The organism is Pseudomonas sp. EA_15y_Pfl1_P101 (genome assembly GCF_963970835.1).
Taxonomy (GTDB): Bacteria; Pseudomonadota; Gammaproteobacteria; order Pseudomonadales; family Pseudomonadaceae; genus Aquipseudomonas; species Aquipseudomonas tritici.
Genome location: NZ_CAXAPA010000006.1, coordinates 261726 through 276584, shown reverse-complemented (window position 1 = coordinate 276584; position 14859 = coordinate 261726). Strand labels below are relative to the sequence as shown.

The 14859-nt window shown below is 59.7% G+C and carries 22 protein-coding genes; 20 read left to right on the top strand and 2 right to left on the bottom strand.

Annotated features, from left to right (window positions below; all coding sequences use genetic code 11):
* Positions 1-32: 32 nt before the first annotated feature.
* Entirely contained in the window at positions 33-1082 is a 1050-nt protein-coding gene (locus AACY36_RS12135; protein WP_339497145.1) for a phage portal protein, read from the bottom strand.
* Positions 1082-2839, bottom strand: coding sequence for a terminase ATPase subunit family protein (locus AACY36_RS12130; protein WP_303198974.1), 1758 nt, complete (start codon positions 2837-2839; stop codon positions 1082-1084). Before AACY36_RS12130 ends, AACY36_RS12135 begins: the two co-directional genes overlap by 1 nt.
* A 155-nt stretch (positions 2840-2994) precedes the next feature.
* Here AACY36_RS12130 and AACY36_RS12125 point away from each other — a divergent pair, with 155 nt between their 5' ends.
* The 20 genes from AACY36_RS12125 (at position 2995) to AACY36_RS12030 (ending at position 14850) form a co-directional block, all read left to right on the top strand.
* Complete coding sequence (locus AACY36_RS12125; RefSeq protein ID WP_303198972.1) at positions 2995-3825, top strand: GPO family capsid scaffolding protein; 831 nt, start codon at positions 2995-2997, stop codon at positions 3823-3825.
* Between the two features lie 40 nt (positions 3826-3865).
* The gene (locus AACY36_RS12120; protein WP_122484442.1) at positions 3866-4888 is read left to right on the top strand and encodes a phage major capsid protein, P2 family; all 1023 of its coding nucleotides are present in this window, start codon (positions 3866-3868) and stop codon (positions 4886-4888) included.
* 4 nt (positions 4889-4892) lie between these two features.
* A complete protein-coding gene (locus AACY36_RS12115; protein ID WP_057704546.1) occupies positions 4893-5594 on the top strand; it encodes a phage terminase small subunit in 702 nt (233 codons plus the stop codon).
* Between the two features lie 104 nt (positions 5595-5698).
* Complete coding sequence (locus AACY36_RS12110) at positions 5699-6160, top strand: head completion/stabilization protein (protein WP_339497142.1); 462 nt, start codon at positions 5699-5701, stop codon at positions 6158-6160.
* On the top strand, positions 6160-6363 hold the full coding sequence (locus tag AACY36_RS12105) for a DUF7415 domain-containing protein (RefSeq protein WP_339497139.1): 204 nt from the start codon (positions 6160-6162) through the stop codon (positions 6361-6363). Before AACY36_RS12110 ends, AACY36_RS12105 begins: the two co-directional genes overlap by 1 nt.
* Positions 6363-6575: a tail protein X gene (locus AACY36_RS12100; protein WP_339497136.1), complete on the top strand. Its 213-nt coding sequence runs from the start codon at positions 6363-6365 to the stop codon at positions 6573-6575. The genes AACY36_RS12105 and AACY36_RS12100 overlap by 1 nt, the downstream gene beginning before the upstream one ends.
* A gap of 27 nt (positions 6576-6602) precedes the next feature.
* Positions 6603-6956, top strand: coding sequence for a putative holin (locus tag AACY36_RS12095; RefSeq protein ID WP_019818195.1), 354 nt, complete (start codon positions 6603-6605; stop codon positions 6954-6956).
* A 1-nt stretch (position 6957) separates the two neighbouring features.
* A complete protein-coding gene (locus AACY36_RS12090) occupies positions 6958-7236 on the top strand; it encodes a phage holin family protein (RefSeq protein WP_065932284.1) in 279 nt (92 codons plus the stop codon).
* On the top strand, positions 7233-8078 hold the full coding sequence (locus AACY36_RS12085) for an N-acetylmuramidase family protein (protein WP_339497131.1): 846 nt from the start codon (positions 7233-7235) through the stop codon (positions 8076-8078). Before AACY36_RS12090 ends, AACY36_RS12085 begins: the two co-directional genes overlap by 4 nt.
* A complete protein-coding gene (locus tag AACY36_RS12080) occupies positions 8075-8278 on the top strand; it encodes a hypothetical protein (protein ID WP_057704552.1) in 204 nt (67 codons plus the stop codon). The genes AACY36_RS12085 and AACY36_RS12080 overlap by 4 nt, the downstream gene beginning before the upstream one ends.
* A complete protein-coding gene (gene lysB, locus AACY36_RS12075) occupies positions 8275-8724 on the top strand; it encodes an Rz-like lysis system protein LysB (RefSeq protein ID WP_339497129.1) in 450 nt (149 codons plus the stop codon). The genes AACY36_RS12080 and lysB overlap by 4 nt, the downstream gene beginning before the upstream one ends.
* Positions 8630-8824 carry an Rz1-like lysis system protein LysC gene (lysC, locus tag AACY36_RS12070; protein WP_339497127.1) on the top strand — a complete coding sequence of 65 codons (195 nt, stop codon included), beginning with the start codon at positions 8630-8632 and terminating at the stop codon, positions 8822-8824. The genes lysB and lysC overlap by 95 nt, the downstream gene beginning before the upstream one ends.
* The gene (locus AACY36_RS12065; RefSeq protein WP_339497125.1) at positions 8821-9303 is read left to right on the top strand and encodes a phage tail protein; all 483 of its coding nucleotides are present in this window, start codon (positions 8821-8823) and stop codon (positions 9301-9303) included. The genes lysC and AACY36_RS12065 overlap by 4 nt, the downstream gene beginning before the upstream one ends.
* A complete protein-coding gene (locus AACY36_RS12060; RefSeq protein ID WP_339497123.1) occupies positions 9293-9751 on the top strand; it encodes a phage virion morphogenesis protein in 459 nt (152 codons plus the stop codon). Before AACY36_RS12065 ends, AACY36_RS12060 begins: the two co-directional genes overlap by 11 nt.
* 51 nt (positions 9752-9802) lie before the next feature.
* Positions 9803-10357, top strand: coding sequence for a hypothetical protein (locus tag AACY36_RS12055; protein WP_339497121.1), 555 nt, complete (start codon positions 9803-9805; stop codon positions 10355-10357).
* An 81-nt stretch (positions 10358-10438) separates the two neighbouring features.
* On the top strand, positions 10439-11017 hold the full coding sequence (locus AACY36_RS12050; protein ID WP_339497120.1) for a phage baseplate assembly protein V: 579 nt from the start codon (positions 10439-10441) through the stop codon (positions 11015-11017).
* Positions 11014-11358, top strand: coding sequence for a GPW/gp25 family protein (locus tag AACY36_RS12045; RefSeq protein WP_014717558.1), 345 nt, complete (start codon positions 11014-11016; stop codon positions 11356-11358). The genes AACY36_RS12050 and AACY36_RS12045 overlap by 4 nt, the downstream gene beginning before the upstream one ends.
* Complete coding sequence (locus tag AACY36_RS12040) at positions 11355-12266, top strand: baseplate assembly protein (protein ID WP_339497118.1); 912 nt, start codon at positions 11355-11357, stop codon at positions 12264-12266. The genes AACY36_RS12045 and AACY36_RS12040 overlap by 4 nt, the downstream gene beginning before the upstream one ends.
* Positions 12266-12967, top strand: a complete 702-nt coding sequence (locus AACY36_RS12035; protein ID WP_339434531.1) for a phage tail protein I — start codon at positions 12266-12268, stop codon at positions 12965-12967. Before AACY36_RS12040 ends, AACY36_RS12035 begins: the two co-directional genes overlap by 1 nt.
* Complete coding sequence (locus tag AACY36_RS12030) at positions 12964-14850, top strand: phage tail protein (protein WP_339497116.1); 1887 nt, start codon at positions 12964-12966, stop codon at positions 14848-14850. Before AACY36_RS12035 ends, AACY36_RS12030 begins: the two co-directional genes overlap by 4 nt.
* The last annotated feature ends 9 nt before the right edge of the window (positions 14851-14859 follow it).

The following is a 14859-nucleotide window of genomic DNA, read 5'->3' as shown; positions in this document are numbered from 1 at the left end:
AGCTCGTCGCCTCGTTTACTGCGCAGGGGTTTTTATGCCCCTACGGGAATTTCATAAGGTTTGAAGCGCACGACCTCCTCCCCAAGCCATTCATTCACCTGCGCCATACGCGCCTGAATCGGCTCCAGTTCATTGGCCGCGTAGATCTGCGCCGCTTCCCTGATCGATCCAAACCCACCCGCGTTTTGCGGCACGATGCCCATCAGTTGCGGTGGAATACGCAAGCTGGCCAGCACGTCGTCGCGAGTCTGATTTTTGATCGAGTTGAATTCATCCTTGGCTGTCACTTCGCTGACAGGGATGATCTGCAGCCCGTCTTTTTTGCCGTTGGGCGAATACACAAAAAGGTTGCGGAAGTTGCCAGGCCCCTTGGAGTCCTTCAGCGCCTTGCGTAGGGAGTCGACGTCCGCTTCGTTCTGCGCGGCGTCGGTCATGTAAAGAATGAAACCGGCATGGCTGCCGTTCTCGTAATACTTGCGACGAAACAGCGTGGCTGACTCGTTCAGTAAGGCTGATTGCAAGGCGCTGATCCATTCGGGCAGGCCGTACACCTCCTGGTGCAGATCCGCCTCCCGCAGATGAAAAACGGTGCCCGGTTCAAATTCGTGCTCTTCCTTCCAGCCCTGAACCATGAACTGCCGGCCGTCCTTGCCCTGGCGCATGTACTTCGCCAGGGGCGGCACCAGCTCGCGCACCGGGCCGAGCATCGAGCGCCGCCCTTCCAAGTAGCCATTGCCCAGGCATAGAAAGTCCAAAGCGAACTGTTCGAACGCCGCGCGCGATAGCAGCCGATGCGGGATAAAGGTCTTGCTCAACAGGTTGCGCTTGAACATCAAGCCCGAGTGCAGATGCACGCTGGAACCCACCGACCGCGCCAGGCCATCCAACGACAGCGGCGGCTCGTACCAGCGCCCGTTAAACCAGCACTCCAGATAATCGAACACCTCCCGACCGCTCAGCACGGGTGACGGATCGCCGAAGCTGAACGCCTCCATCTTGCTGTCACTGCGCGGGATAAATTCCTGCGTTATCACAGAGGGAGCCTGAGCCAGGTGCTTGTTGTTTCTTCGGCGGTTCGACATCAAAAAATCTCCATCCGCCCGGTGTTGGCAGAGGTCTGCCCCTCCAGCGGTTCGTTGTGCAATGCGTGAAAGAGCGCCCATGCCAGGTCGGCGTGGCCGGTGTTGTCGTTGCGGCCAGCGGTGTAGGTGAATTGGCGACCGCCTGCGGTGATGGTCTTGCGAATCGCCATCAGCGACTGCGCCATGTCGGTCCAGCCAGCGTCAAACTCCAGCCGGCCCTTGTGGATCACGTCGTATGCCTTCAGCACCAGGCGGGTCTTGACCTCGGGCGAGTAGCTGAAGGTGGTGACGTTGGGGAAGAATTGGCGCACCAGCTGCGCCACGCCGCTGCCCAGGCCGGTGACATCGATCCCGATGTACGTCACCCAGTAGCGGTCGCATACAGACTTGATGAAGCTGGCCTGCGCCGCGAAGTCCATGCCGCGAAACTGATGCCGCTCCAGCACTCGGAACTTTCCCCCCGGTACCAGCGGAGGCGCGACCACCACCATGCCTGAGCAGTCGCCGGTTTCCGCCGGGTCGTAACCCACCCACACCTGGCGATCACCGAACGGACGCATGGCAAACGGCTTGTAGTCCTCGGCCCACTCGACCCAGCTATCGACCATGCACGGCTGCAGCACCGTCAGCGGGAAGATGCTTGCACCGTCGTCAACGAACTCGCACATCAGCAGGTTGGCAAACGCCTCGGGGCTGTACTCGCGGCGCAGTTCCTCAATATCGAACAGGTCGCATCCGCCCTGCTCAGCGTCGAGAATGGTGACGATCTGGCGCCACAACCGGTCCTCGCAGAATCGCCCTTGCTGGAGCGCGCCATGGGAAACATCGACCTTGGTGTGCTGCGCCGCCGGCTTGCCCTTGTTGAAGCGCTCCCCCGTCCAGAACGTGTACGCCTCATGAGCCATGGTCGAAGGCGTCGAGAAGTAGGTTTTGCGCCACTTCTTGTGCATCGCCATACCCGACGCGACTTTGTTCAGCTCTTCGAATTTGAACGTCCAGAAGAATTCGTCAAAGTAGAAATTGCCGTGATAGCCCTGGGCGGTGCGCGCATTGGTACCGAGAAAAAACAGCTCGGCGCCATTGGGCAAAACGATGGGATCGCCGGTCAGCTCGACACCAATGACCTCGCGGGCGAACGCCTGGATGTACCCGCGAAACAGGTACGCCTGGTTCTTCGAAGCCGATAAGAAGATCTGATTGCGACCCGTCTCCAGCGCATCAATGAACGCCTCGCGAGCAAAGTAGTAAGTGGCGCCGATCTGCCGGCTTTTGAGGATGACGCGAGTGCGCTGGTTTCCCGCCCGATACCAATCTTTCTGGTAGTCGAAACACCCATCGATAAACGCTTCCCGCAGCAGCTCGATCTGGTCTTCGCTGATGTCGTTTTTTGGCGTCTTCTTCTTCGGCCCTTCGTTGCGCTTGGCAAGGTTGGGGTTGAGTTCGGTTTCGGTACCGCCCCCCTGAAAACGCTGAATGCGCGCCTGGCGCTCCAACTGCCGGTGCAACAGGTCAATTTCTTTGAAGTCACCGCCGCTCTTGCCTTCCTTGAGGATCAGTTGCACCAGGCGCGCTTCCAGTGCGCCACCAATCCGCTCGACGTTGTCGGCCCGGTCCCATTCGTCCCGGGCTTTCCAGCTGTGTAGCGTTTTTTCCTTTTCGCCCGTAGCCTCGGCAATCTCGCAGATACGCCAACCCATCCAATAGAGGAACTTGGATTGGCGTCTGGGATCGATGGGGAGCAGTTCAGTCGTAGTCATGGCCGCGATGCTGCCGCTCTGGCCTGCGACTCAGTAGCGCCGCCCCTTGTAGATCCGCCCTCTACAATCTCGTCCCGTTGCCGCAACTCGCGCGCGTCACGACCATGCCCCTCATTGCAACGCACTTAGCGCCCAACGCATTGAGGATTCCAGGCATGAAGAAATTTCGCAGTAATTGGTTCCGTGTCGCCGTCGAGGGCGCTACCTCGGACAAGCGCACCATCAAACGCAGTTGGCTGGAACAGGCGGCGAAAAACTTCAACCCATCCACCTACGGCGCCCGGATCTGGCTGGAGCACTTCCGCAGTTTGCTGCCAGACAGCCCGTTCAAAGCCTACGGCGACGTGCTCGCGGTCAAGACCGAAGAAGTTGAAATCAACGGTCAAAAGAAGCTGGCCTTGTTTGCACAGGTCGAGCCGACGCCCGACCTGATCGCTATGAACAAGGCCAAGCAGAAGATTTACACCTCCATCGAGATCGACGACAGCTTCTCGGATACGGGCGAGGCGTACATCGTCGGCCTGGCCGTGACCGATTCCCCGGCCAGTCTGGGCACCGACGTGCTGTCCTTCTCGGCGCAGAAACCAGAATCCAGCCCATTCAAAGATCGCCACTACTCGGCGACGTCGATGTTCACCGAGGCCGTTGAAACGGAACTGCGGTTTGAAGAAGTCGAAGACAAGCCCAGCCTCAGCGCCCAGCTTTTCAGCAAGGTCCAGGCGCTGCTGGGCGGCAAACAGGCGAAGGACGATGCAGAGTTCGCCCAGATCGGCCAGGCGGTCGAAGCGATCGCCGACCACGTCAAAGACCTGCCGGATCAACTCGCCGCTGAGAAGAAATTCTCCGGAGAACTGAGCACCAAGGTCGAGCAGCTCAGCAGAGACCTGGTCGAGCTGAAAACCACCCTCGGCAACACCCAAGACCACTCCCAAGCCCAGCGCCCACCGGTAACCGGCGGCGGCAAACAAGCCCTGGCTGAATTCTGACCTGCGGCCATAACCGCCCAGCCCACTATCGGAGACACCCATGCGTAACGACACTCGAAAACTCTTCACCGGCTACCTCAGCCAGGTCGCACAGCTCAACGGCGTTGAATCGGCCACAGCCACGTTCAGCGTCGACCCAACCATCCAGCAGCGTCTGGAAACCAAGATTCAGGAGTCGAGCGAGTTCCTGACCAAGGTCAACGTCATTGGCGTCGATGAACAGGAAGGCGAAAAGGTCGGCCTGGGAGTGGGAGGCACCGTTGCCAGCCGCACTAACACCAACGTCAAGAAGCGTGAACCACGTAGCATCGGTACCCTTTCGAGCGACAAGTACAAAGCAGAACAAACCGACTTCGATACCTTCGTCAGCTATAAGCAGCTCGACGCTTGGGCCAAGTTCCCGGATTTCCAGACCCGCCTGTCCAGTGCCATCGCCCAACGTCAGGCGCTCGACCGTATCCAGATCGGCTTTTACGGCACCCAAGCGGCTGAACAAACCGACCGCACCGCGCACCCATTGCTTGAAGACGTCAACATCGGTTGGCTCCAGCAGTACCGCACTCACGCGCCTGACCGAGTGCTGAAAGAAGGTGCTGTCGCCGGCAAGATCACTATCGGCAAAACCGGTGATTTTAAGAACATCGACGCTCTGGTCTACGACGCCATCCAGCTGCTTGACCCCTGGTATCGCCGTAACCCCGGCCTGGTAGTGCTGACTGGTCGCGAGCTGGTCCACGACAAGTTCTTGGCCTTGGTCAATAAGGACCAGGACGCGACCAACACCCTGGCGAGCGATCTGATCATCTCGCAACGCCGCGTCGGTGGCCTGCCTCTGTACGAAGTGCCGTATATGCCGGAAGGCGCCATCCTCATCACCACCTTCGCCAACCTGTCGGTGTACTGGCAGATCGGTGGGCGCCGCCGCTACCTCAAAGAGGAGCCGGAGTGGAACCGCGTCAGCAACTTCGAATCGTCGAACGAGGCCTATGTGGTCGAGGAATACGGCCTTGGTTGTCTGCTGGAAAACATCACCCCAGTCGAAGAAGCCGGCAGCGAGGGTTAACCCCATGGCACTTAGCATCGCCCAGGCCCACCAGCGCCGCGCACGCGCGGCCATGGAGGCAGCTAAAACGGCACCACAGCAATCAATGGCCGGTGCCACCGCCTATGAGCATCAACTGAATCAGCTGCTGCAGGACCGCTTGCGCTTGAAGGCCATCCAGTCCAACGAAGGCAAGGCCGCGCTCAAGCTGCAACTGCTTCCTGAGTACATCCCGTATGTAGAGGGTGTGCTCCAGGCTGGCAACGGCGCCCAAGACGACGTGATGACCACCGTCATGATCTGGCGCATCGACGTCGAGGACTACAGAGGCGCCCTGGATATTGCGGACTACGTGCTCAAGCACAAGCTGATCATGCCGGACCGTTTCGAACGCACTACCGGTTGCCTGGTGGCGGAAGAAATCGCCACCGCAGCACTGAAAGCTCAAAAGGCCAATGGTTCTTTCGACTTGGCGATCCTACACCGCACGGTAGAGCTGACCGAAGACGAAGACATGCCCGATCAAGCACGCGCCAAGCTGTTCCTGGCAACTGGCCGCGCCACCCTGAACGGCATCACCGCCGAGGAACCCGGTCAACCTGGGCAGATCCAGGCGGGCATTGATTTGCTCAAGCGTGCCATCGAGTTGCACGACGGGTGCGGCGGCAAAAAAGATTTGGACGGCGCCGAGCGCCTCCTGAAAAAACATGCTGCCACTGGCAGCTGACAGAGCGTCCCCACGCACCCCGCCGGCTCGGGGCGGATCGGCCAGGCCGCTCCTCCTGAACGTGAAGCCCCGACCACCGGCGACCTATTTTTGAGTGCAGTCTCATGAGCGCATTTGTAGCCAGCGGCACCGTCGCCAGCGGCCACATCAACACCGACCCGTTCTGGCCGTCGATTGATCTGGATAGCCTGCGCGCCACCCTGCGCATCGACGCCAGCGTAACGCCGGCCCGTCTAGAAACCGCCGTGATCGCTGCCGCCATCAACCTCAACCGCGAGTTAAGTGACTGGCGAGCGGCTCAGCAAGCCGCCGGTTACACCAAGTTGGACGACGTCCCTGGTGATCGCATCAAAGACGTATCGGTTAAGGCCCACCTCTACCGTCGCGCGATCGAAGCCGGCACCGGTGCTGAGGTGTGCGAGCGCCACCGAGACTACAGCGCCACCAACACCGGCAACGCGAAAGCGGAAGAGGTTGCACCCAACATCGACGACTACCGCCGCGACCTGCGCTGGGCAATCCGTGATTTTCTCGGGAAAAACCGCACCACCGTGGAGCTGATCTGATGAGCGACATGAAAGTCATCGACTGGAACGAAATCAGCCGTCTTGGGCTGCACGAGCGCATCAACCGCGAAATCATGCATCCGCTTGGCCTGGCGATTTTCAGGGTGGTTGAAACCGGAGTTTCCCCAGGTGCGTACGTGTCGCCCGACGGTGAATTTGCGTACGCCTCCCCCGTTAAACCGGCACAACCGGGGGCTGAGTGATGTCAGTCGCCGTCCGCGCCAACCAAAACGACACAGTTGACGCCCTCTGCTGGCGGTATTACGGCCGAACTGCGGGCGTTACCGAAGCGGTGCTGCAGGCGAACCCCGGCCTGGCCGACCACGGCCCCGTCCTGCCACAAGGCCTCGTTATCAACATGCCCGAAGCCCAGACCAGCGCGCCACAACGGCAGATGGTGAACCTATGGGACTGACCCACTGCTACCAAGGAAACCCACACCATGGCTGATCCGACTTCCAGCGTTGTGTCCGGCCTGCTCATTGGCTTGGGCTTGGCGAGCGTTACGCCAGTCATCGACGACGGGGCGCTATTCGGCGCCATCCTCGGCGCTTGGCTGGTCACCAGCACCAAGCGCGACCTCAAGGTCTGGCAGCGCCTGGGCTCTCTGTTCCTATCGGCCGGGGTGGGCTACCTGTTCGCACCCATGGCCTTGCAAGCAATCCCGTTCATCACCAGCGGCGGTAGCGCTTTCCTCTGTGCCCTGGTGGTCATCCCGATCAGCATCAAACTGATGGTGTGGGTGGAAAAGGCGGACATCTGGGACATCTGGCGTCGCATCCGAGGGGGCACCTGATATGCCGAACATCGAACTGGCCGTGCAGTTGATCGCGGCAATCGCCTACTTGCTGAGCGCCCTGCGCCTGGCCTGTTACACCCGAGGGGATGCGCGGTACCGGCGCAGCATCTCCCTGCTGGCAAGCCTGTTTGGCGGAGTGCTCTGCATCTGCGGTCTGGAAATCCTGCTGGACCGTCAGCCGACGAGCTTCGGCCAGGCCGCAGCCATCGTGCTGCTCTGCATCCTGATTTTCCGTTCACGCGGCAACGTCGCCGCCCTGTTGAGGCCCAGTGCATGACCACCACCCTTCGCCACGGCGACCGCTCGCAGGCGGTGCTTATTCTGCAAAAGAACCTCAACAGGTACGGTGCCAACCTGGTACCGGACGGCCACTACGGTGACGCCACCGAGATCGCCGTACGCGCCTACCAGTTGAAAGTTGGCTTGGTAGCCGATGGCGCTGCCGGTACCAAGACCCAATCCAGCCTGGCAGGCGGCGACTGTGCCCAACTGCTGCGCAACCACGACCTGGTAACCGCTGCTGAACGCCTCGGCGTGCCGCTGGCGACTATCTACGCCGTCAACGAAGTGGAATCGAAAGGCAGAGGCTTCCTGGAAAACGGCAAGCCGGTGATCCTGTTCGAACGACACATCATGTACCGACAGCTCGCGAAGGTTCGACACCCTGGTGACGATCCGGCGGACGTCAAGCGCCATGCCGATGAACTCGCCGCGACCAATCCCGCCCTAGTCAACCCGAAGGCCGGCGGTTACATCGGCGGCACCGCCGAGCACCAACGCCTGGCCATGGCCCGCCAGATCGACGACACGGCTGCACTGGAATCGGCGTCCTGGGGCGCCTTTCAAATCATGGGCTACCACTGGCAACGTCTTGGCTACGCCAGCGTGCAGGACTTTGTGGCGGCAATGAGCGCCGGCGAATCGCAGCAATTCGACGCCTTCACCCGCTTCATCGAGACGGACCCGGTGCTGCACAAGGCCCTGAAGGCCCGCAAATGGGCAGAGTTTGCACGTCTCTACAACGGGCCGGACTACCTGCGCAATCTCTACGACACCAAGCTTCAGCGAGCCTATGAGCGGCACGCCAGCTGCGAGTGCGGGAAACGGGTGGCGGCATGATCGACTTCGAAGCGGTTCAAAAACTAAGAGTACAGGACGGTGACCTTTTGGTGGTGCCGGAATCGACCGAACAGGAAGACATGGTGCGGCTGGCCGAGTGCATCCAGCTGATGAACAACGCAAGGGCAGTAATCGTGCGCGGCCCGATTAAGCAGCTCGACACCGCTGCCATGAACAAACTCGGCTGGTACCGCGCGTGATTACGCTGCGCGATGGGGTTTACACCGTGGCCTTGATCGGTGTTTTGGCCGTGCTGATCTGGGGCATGGACCAGAAAATCAAACTTGCGAAAAAGAAAATCGAGTTGGTTACCGCGACCGCCGCAGCTGACGCCGCTCGCAAGGACGCGAATCGCAACCTGGCGACCGTCAACACTCTCACGATCACCCTGCAGCAGGAGCGCGAAACCCAGTCCGCCCTGCGCGCCCAGCAGGACCAACTGCGCCAGGCCCTGGCAAAGCGCGCACAAACCATAGAGGAACTGAAACGTGAAAACGACGAACTACGCGACTGGGCTGCTCGGCCTCTCCCTGACGCTGCTCGCCGGGTGCGTGAACGCCCCGCCCTCACCGGCGCCGCAGCTTACCGTGACTGGCTGTCCGGCCGTGGTGCCGTGCCAGCTGCCGGCGACAAGCCCGCTCGTTAATGGCGACCAGTTGACCGACCAGGACCGCGTCGAAGCCGCCTGGGCGGAGTGCGCCGCCCAGGTCGACATGGTCTACAAACACCAGCAGGCCCACCCATGAACAAGCCCGAAAGCCTGCGGGCTCACCTGCTGGCCACCGTTGCCGACTTGCAGCACAACCCTGACCTTTTGCTGATTTTCATCGACAACGGCAAGGTGCGCTGCACCGCTGCCGCGACCCTTTCTTTTGAGTACAGCTACGATCTGCAGATCATCCTTACCGCCTTCGCGGGCCACCCTGACAGCGTGATGCTGCCCGTACTGGGGTGGATCAGCATCAACCAACCTGAGCTGCTGGAAAACTACGAAAAAATGCAAACCGGTATTCAGTTCGAAGCCGACATCCTTGATAAAGAAAAAGTAGATCTGGGCCTTACATTGCGTCTGACGGAACGCGTGGTGGTGGGCAGAGACGCTGAAGGCAATACCACCGTTAAACATGCCGGCGAGCCGAAACGTGTAGCAGGCTACCTCGATCCGAAGTGGGTACCAGGTTCCGAAGGCAACGCCAGCGAATGGATGGTTCCCGATGACAAATAAGCTGGAAGCGCTTGAGACCTGGGCGTCCGGCCTGTTGGAGCAGCTCCAGCCAGGCGCCCGCAATCAGCTCGCCCGCTCCATTGGCCAGGAACTGCGGCGCAGCCAACAAAAGCGCGTACTGACACAACAAAACCCGGATGGCAGCAAGTTCGCACCACGGAAAAAGCGGGATTTGCGCGGCAAGCAAGGCCGTATTCGGCGTAAGGTTGAGATGTTCAAAAAGCTGCGCACCGGGACCTATATGAAGGCCCGAGGCGACAGCAACGCCGTGACGGTGGGATTTACCGGGCGGATCTCCCGCATCGCCAGGGTTCACCAGTTCGGATTGAAGGACCGCGCGGAGCGCGGTGCACCTGACGTGCGTTACGAACAACGCGAATTACTTGGCTTTACCGAAGATGATCTTGAACTTATACGTAATGGGATTTTAATGCACCTGTCCCATTAACCAATGTTGATGATAATCTTCCGCATCCGACTCACTGGCGCATATCGCAAAATGAAAAATACACGACTGATAGCAAAACTAGGGCTTGCAACGATTGTAGCAGTCGCTTTTTTTACGCTAGGCATTACTCCGTGGATCATTAAACACACCTCACCTGAAATGGGGATCTACACAGGTGCAATCAGCGGCTTTACACTCCTAATCCTGCTGCTTGACATTAAGCAAATGCGCTTTCCGAAAGGGCTAATACTAATTGCGTATGGTGTTCTGTTCCAAGTTTTCTTTAAGGAGTATTATTTTTTATTCATTGACCAGGCCAGCTCAGACTTTGAAAATTTATCGGTACAACTAGACCTTTATATGCAGGTACTATCATTAGCTTGTGCTGGTGCAGGTGGTAGCATCATTGCAAATTATGCGGATAAAAGCTCAAGCGACTATGAGCATAAGGTTCCAAACAACAACACCATTGATAACACGAAGAATATAGATCAGTTAATCCAAATCACAAACCGAATCGAAAAACGAATAAACCTTTCATTGCAGATATCTCTAGCGGCAGTAGTAGCCACTTTGGTTGTAGCCATCCTTGTAATTTTCAAATAGAAGCTGATAACGGCCTGTAAATACACCTCTTACAAGACGCCGAAGCTGTATTGCCACGCGCGTAGCGCCACCATCGGCGCCATGAACGACTTAGCCGCCCTCGCCCGCATGCTCGAAAACCTCATCCGCTTCGGCGTCATCGCCGCCGTGCAGATGGAGCCGCCGCGCGTACAGGTAACAACCGGAAAGCTGACCACCGCCTGGCTACCCTGGCTTGCGTGGCGCGCCGGAGCAGACCGTGAATGGCACCCGCCCACTATCGGCGAACAGGTGATCCTGCTCAGCCCATCCGGCCAGCTCGCCAACGGGATAGCCGTGACCGGCGTATTCAGTGACCACATCCCCGCCAACGGCAACCGCGAAGGCCTGCACCGTCGTACCTACGCGGACGGCACGGTGATCGAGTACGACAGCGTGGCCCACCACCTCAACGCCACACTGGCCGACGGTGGCACCACCAATCTGATCAGCACCGGCGGCATCAACCTGGTCGGCGACATCACACACAAAGGCGACTACATCCAGACCGGGAATCAGACCGTCACCGGCCAGGTCCAGGTCTCTATAGATGTGATCGCGGCCGGCGTCAGCTTGGTCAAACACCCGCACACCGGCGTCAAGGCCGGCAACGATCAATCTGGGGTGCCCATCCCATCATGAACCGACACACCGGCGGCGCCATCAGCGAGCGCGAGCACATCAGTCAGGCGATCACCGACATCCTGACCACCCGCATTGGCACGCGTGTAATGCGCCGCGAATACGGCAGCTTGGTACCCGAGCTGGTGGATCACCCCTTCAACGACGTCAACCGTCTGCGCGTTTATGCAGCCACGGTCATGGCCCTTATGCGCTGGGAAACCCGCATCAGCCTGAGCCGTGTGCAGTTCGCGGGAGCAAACATGCAGGGCCAGGCCTCGATCGATCTGGAGGGCACGGTGGTGGATACCAATGAGCCGTTGAGCCTCAGCGTGCCGCTGCAGCTGGGAGGCAGTGTATGAACAGTTTCGCCGCCATCGACCTCAGCCAGCTGCCGCCGCCGCAGATCGTCGAGCAGATCGACTTCGAACAGATACTGGCAGAGCGAAAGGCGTACATGATCAGCCTCTGGCCAGCCGACGAGCAGGCCCAGATCGCGGCACGCCTGGAGATAGAGTCGGAGCCGCTCACCAAGCTGCTGCAGGAAAACGCCTACCGCGAGACCGTATGGCGTCAGCGGGTCAACGAAGCGTCGCTTGCCAACCTGCTCGCCACCGCGCGGGGCACTGACCTGGAACAGCTGGCCGGCAACTTCAACGTCAAGCGCCTGGTGATTCAGCAAGGCAAAGCCAATGCCGTCCCGCCTATCCCTACGTTGATGGAAAGCGACGACAGCCTGCGCGAGCGTGCGCAGATGGCCTGGGAAGGCTTGAGTACCGCAGGCCCTCGCAACAGCTACATCTTCCACGCCAGGGCAGCGGACGGTCGGGTAGCCGACGCCACCGCCGAAAGCCCCTCGCCTGCCGTCGCCGTGGTCACGGTTCAGTCATTGCTGGGCGATGGCACGGCGCCCCCCGAGCTGCTTGCCGTCGTCAACGCTTACCTGAGCGACGATGACCGCCGGCCGGTGGCCGACCGTCTCACCGTTCAGGGCGCGCAGATCCTGAATTACCAGGTCAAGGCCAAGCTCTATTTGCTGTCGAGCGGCCCGGAGTCGGAACCTATCTTGGCTGCTGCCGAACAGCGTCTGCTGGCTTACGTTCATCAACGGCGCCGCTTGGGCATGGAGGTCTCGGAATCGGCCCTCCATGCCGCGCTCCACGTCGAAGGCGTGCGCAAAGTCGAACTGGAAGACTGGGTAGACATCGTCGCGAACAAGGCTCAAGCGCCCTATTGCACCGACATCACATTAAGCCGAGGCGTTGAGTGATGGGTGTGCAGCAGCTGCTACCGGGAAACGCTACGCCGCTGGAACGTCAGGCGGCGCAGGCGCTCGCACAGATCCAGCGCGTCCCTATTCCGTTGCGACAGCTTTGCAACCCGAACACCTGTCCCGTCGACCTGTTGCCCTATCTGGCTTGGGCTTTCTCCGTTGATCGTTGGGACAGCAAGTGGACCGAAGCAGCGAAACGCGCAGCTATCCGGTCATCGCACTACGTCCACTCGCGCAAAGGCACCATCGGCGCTCTGCGTCGCGTGGTGGAACCGCTCGGTTACCTGATTGAAGTGCTGGAGTGGTGGCAAACCACGCCGAACGGCGTACCGGGCACGTTTGCCATAAAGGTGGGCGTGCTGGAAACCGGCATCACCGAGGAGATGTATCAGGAGCTGACCTGGCTGATCGACGACGCGAGGCCCGTTACGCGCCACCTGACTGGCCTGGCTATCAGTCTTGAAACCACCGGTGGCATCAACATTTTCGCGAGCACATACGACGGCGATGAAATCGACGTTTATCCGCCGGTCCTCCGAGACATCGTTACCACAGGCGTAATCGGCGCACCTGGGCGCGAACACACCATCGACACCCTCGACATTTACCCGCCAGTACCAGGGGTTATCAACCTCAAGTGCTATATCGGCGCCGCTGGCCGGGAACACTCCATCGACACACTGGACATCTACCCATGATTGATCCCAACTCTCAGTTCTTTGCGATTCTCACCGCTGTCGGTGAAGCCAAGCAGGCCAACGCGAACGCGCTGGGCATCCCCTGGAAACTCACCGAGATGGGCGTGGGTGATGCGAATGGCACCGACCCGATTCCCGACCGTAACCAGAAGAAGTTGATCAACGAGCGCCGCCGTCGGCAGTTGAACAAACTGTCGATCGATCCTGCCAACGCCAACATCCTCATCGCCGAGCAGATCATCCCGGCCGACGAGGGCGGGTGGTGGATTCGGGAGATTGGACTGTACGACGGTGACGGCGACCTGGTCGCAGTGGCGAACTGCGCCCCCAGCTACAAGCCGCTGATGTCCCAAGGCTCGGGCCGCACACAAGTTGTGCGCATGAACTTCATCGTATCCAGCGCCGCAAACGTGGTCCTGATGATCGATCCATCGGTGGTGCTCGCCACTCGCAAGTTCGTGACGGACTCCATCACTGACGCCATCAATCAGCAGGATGTGAAGCAGTCGGTGCTGGTAGCGACCACCGGCCCAGTAGTCTTGGCCGGTGCGCAGACCATCGACGGCGTGGCAGTACCGGTGGGTTCGCGGGTGCTGGTGAAGGACCAGGCCCAAGGCAAAGACAATGGTTTGTACCTCACCACTGCAGAAATCTGGACCCGTACTGCGGATGCCGATATCGGCGCGGAGGTGACACCCGGTTTGTTGGTTCACGTTGAGCGCGGCGCCGCCAATGGCGACACGCTCTGGCAACTGATCACTGACGCGCCGATTGTGTTGGGCACCACGCCTCTCTCGTTTCAATGGGCAGGTGGGCAGAACGCCCCGACCCCGCCGGTTAATGACCGATCGAAGCGGGTGGCGAACACCGAGACAGTGCGCAACCAGATCGAGAGCCCACTCCAGCAGTTCCCGGTGCACGTATTCCGCAAGAACCGGTTGATCAACGGTGCCTTCCAGATTTGGCAGCGGGGCAAGTCAGGCGTTGTTGGCAAAGCCAATGGCGACCCCGAAAGCACGTTCGGCCCGGACCGCTGGATGATTTACAGCCCGAAAAACGCCACATGCAACTGGAGCCAACTGCCGCTCGAGCAGGACGCCAATATCAACGAGGCAAAATTTGCCCTGAGACTTTCGCGCCAGGGTGAAGGCCAGGGCTGGAACCTGAGTCAGCGCATCGAGAACGTCGAAACGCTGGCTGGCGGGAAGGTGACCGTCTCGTTCTATATGAAAACCAGCGTTCCACATACGTGCGCAGTGATTCTTCGTCAAAACTTTGGGGTGAATTCACCCGAGCCGAACGTAGATGTGGGCACCTCCGTGGAGCTGACAACGGTATACAAAAAGTACGTCGTTACCCTCGATCTGGGTGGGGTGGTGAACAAGAACAAAGGCGTCGCCAACGACTTCCTGGAAGTTATCTTTGCCAGCTGGGGGACTGGTTCCCACTACACGGACATTACCAACGTTCAGATCGAGCCTGGCAGCGTGGCGACTCCGTACGATTACAGGACGCACCAGGAGGAGTACCGCGCATGCCTGCGCTACTTCGAAAAGTCGTTCCTGCAGGATCACCCCCTTAAGTCGAACAACGGGCCGTCCACCTGTATCGCCAGCTTCACGCAATCCGCAGCAGCGCAGTCCTCACAGTCGGCTTTGCGTATGGACTTCCGGGAAGTGAAACGCGTTGTGCCTACGCTGAGATTGTTTTCCCCTGGTGAGCAGACCTCTGAAGTGTGGGCGCAATCGCTCGGCAGGCCCTGCACGCAGACCAATATCCAGAGCTTATGGGCCACAGGCTTCGCATTGTCTTGCGTGCCGCCAAGCGGCTCTGTTCCCGGCTTCACCCTTCAGATCGAGTGGACCGCCGACGCGGAACTTTGAGGTAATGAC

Coding starts and splice junctions, on each gene's coding strand:
- AACY36_RS12135 (WP_339497145.1), bottom strand. CDS start 1,082: ATGTCGAACCGCCGAAGAAACAACAAGCACCTGGCTCAGGCTCCCTCT.
- AACY36_RS12130 (WP_303198974.1), bottom strand. CDS start 2,839: ATGACTACGACTGAACTGCTCCCCATCGATCCCAGACGCCAATCCAAG.
- AACY36_RS12125 (WP_303198972.1), top strand. CDS start 2,995: ATGAAGAAATTTCGCAGTAATTGGTTCCGTGTCGCCGTCGAGGGCGCT.
- AACY36_RS12120 (WP_122484442.1), top strand. CDS start 3,866: ATGCGTAACGACACTCGAAAACTCTTCACCGGCTACCTCAGCCAGGTC.
- AACY36_RS12115 (WP_057704546.1), top strand. CDS start 4,893: ATGGCACTTAGCATCGCCCAGGCCCACCAGCGCCGCGCACGCGCGGCC.
- AACY36_RS12110 (WP_339497142.1), top strand. CDS start 5,699: ATGAGCGCATTTGTAGCCAGCGGCACCGTCGCCAGCGGCCACATCAAC.
- AACY36_RS12105 (WP_339497139.1), top strand. CDS start 6,160: ATGAGCGACATGAAAGTCATCGACTGGAACGAAATCAGCCGTCTTGGG.
- AACY36_RS12100 (WP_339497136.1), top strand. CDS start 6,363: ATGTCAGTCGCCGTCCGCGCCAACCAAAACGACACAGTTGACGCCCTC.
- AACY36_RS12095 (WP_019818195.1), top strand. CDS start 6,603: ATGGCTGATCCGACTTCCAGCGTTGTGTCCGGCCTGCTCATTGGCTTG.
- AACY36_RS12090 (WP_065932284.1), top strand. CDS start 6,958: ATGCCGAACATCGAACTGGCCGTGCAGTTGATCGCGGCAATCGCCTAC.
- AACY36_RS12085 (WP_339497131.1), top strand. CDS start 7,233: ATGACCACCACCCTTCGCCACGGCGACCGCTCGCAGGCGGTGCTTATT.
- AACY36_RS12080 (WP_057704552.1), top strand. CDS start 8,075: ATGATCGACTTCGAAGCGGTTCAAAAACTAAGAGTACAGGACGGTGAC.
- AACY36_RS12065 (WP_339497125.1), top strand. CDS start 8,821: ATGAACAAGCCCGAAAGCCTGCGGGCTCACCTGCTGGCCACCGTTGCC.
- AACY36_RS12060 (WP_339497123.1), top strand. CDS start 9,293: ATGACAAATAAGCTGGAAGCGCTTGAGACCTGGGCGTCCGGCCTGTTG.
- AACY36_RS12055 (WP_339497121.1), top strand. CDS start 9,803: ATGAAAAATACACGACTGATAGCAAAACTAGGGCTTGCAACGATTGTA.
- AACY36_RS12050 (WP_339497120.1), top strand. CDS start 10,439: ATGAACGACTTAGCCGCCCTCGCCCGCATGCTCGAAAACCTCATCCGC.
- AACY36_RS12045 (WP_014717558.1), top strand. CDS start 11,014: ATGAACCGACACACCGGCGGCGCCATCAGCGAGCGCGAGCACATCAGT.
- AACY36_RS12040 (WP_339497118.1), top strand. CDS start 11,355: ATGAACAGTTTCGCCGCCATCGACCTCAGCCAGCTGCCGCCGCCGCAG.
- AACY36_RS12035 (WP_339434531.1), top strand. CDS start 12,266: ATGGGTGTGCAGCAGCTGCTACCGGGAAACGCTACGCCGCTGGAACGT.
- AACY36_RS12030 (WP_339497116.1), top strand. CDS start 12,964: ATGATTGATCCCAACTCTCAGTTCTTTGCGATTCTCACCGCTGTCGGT.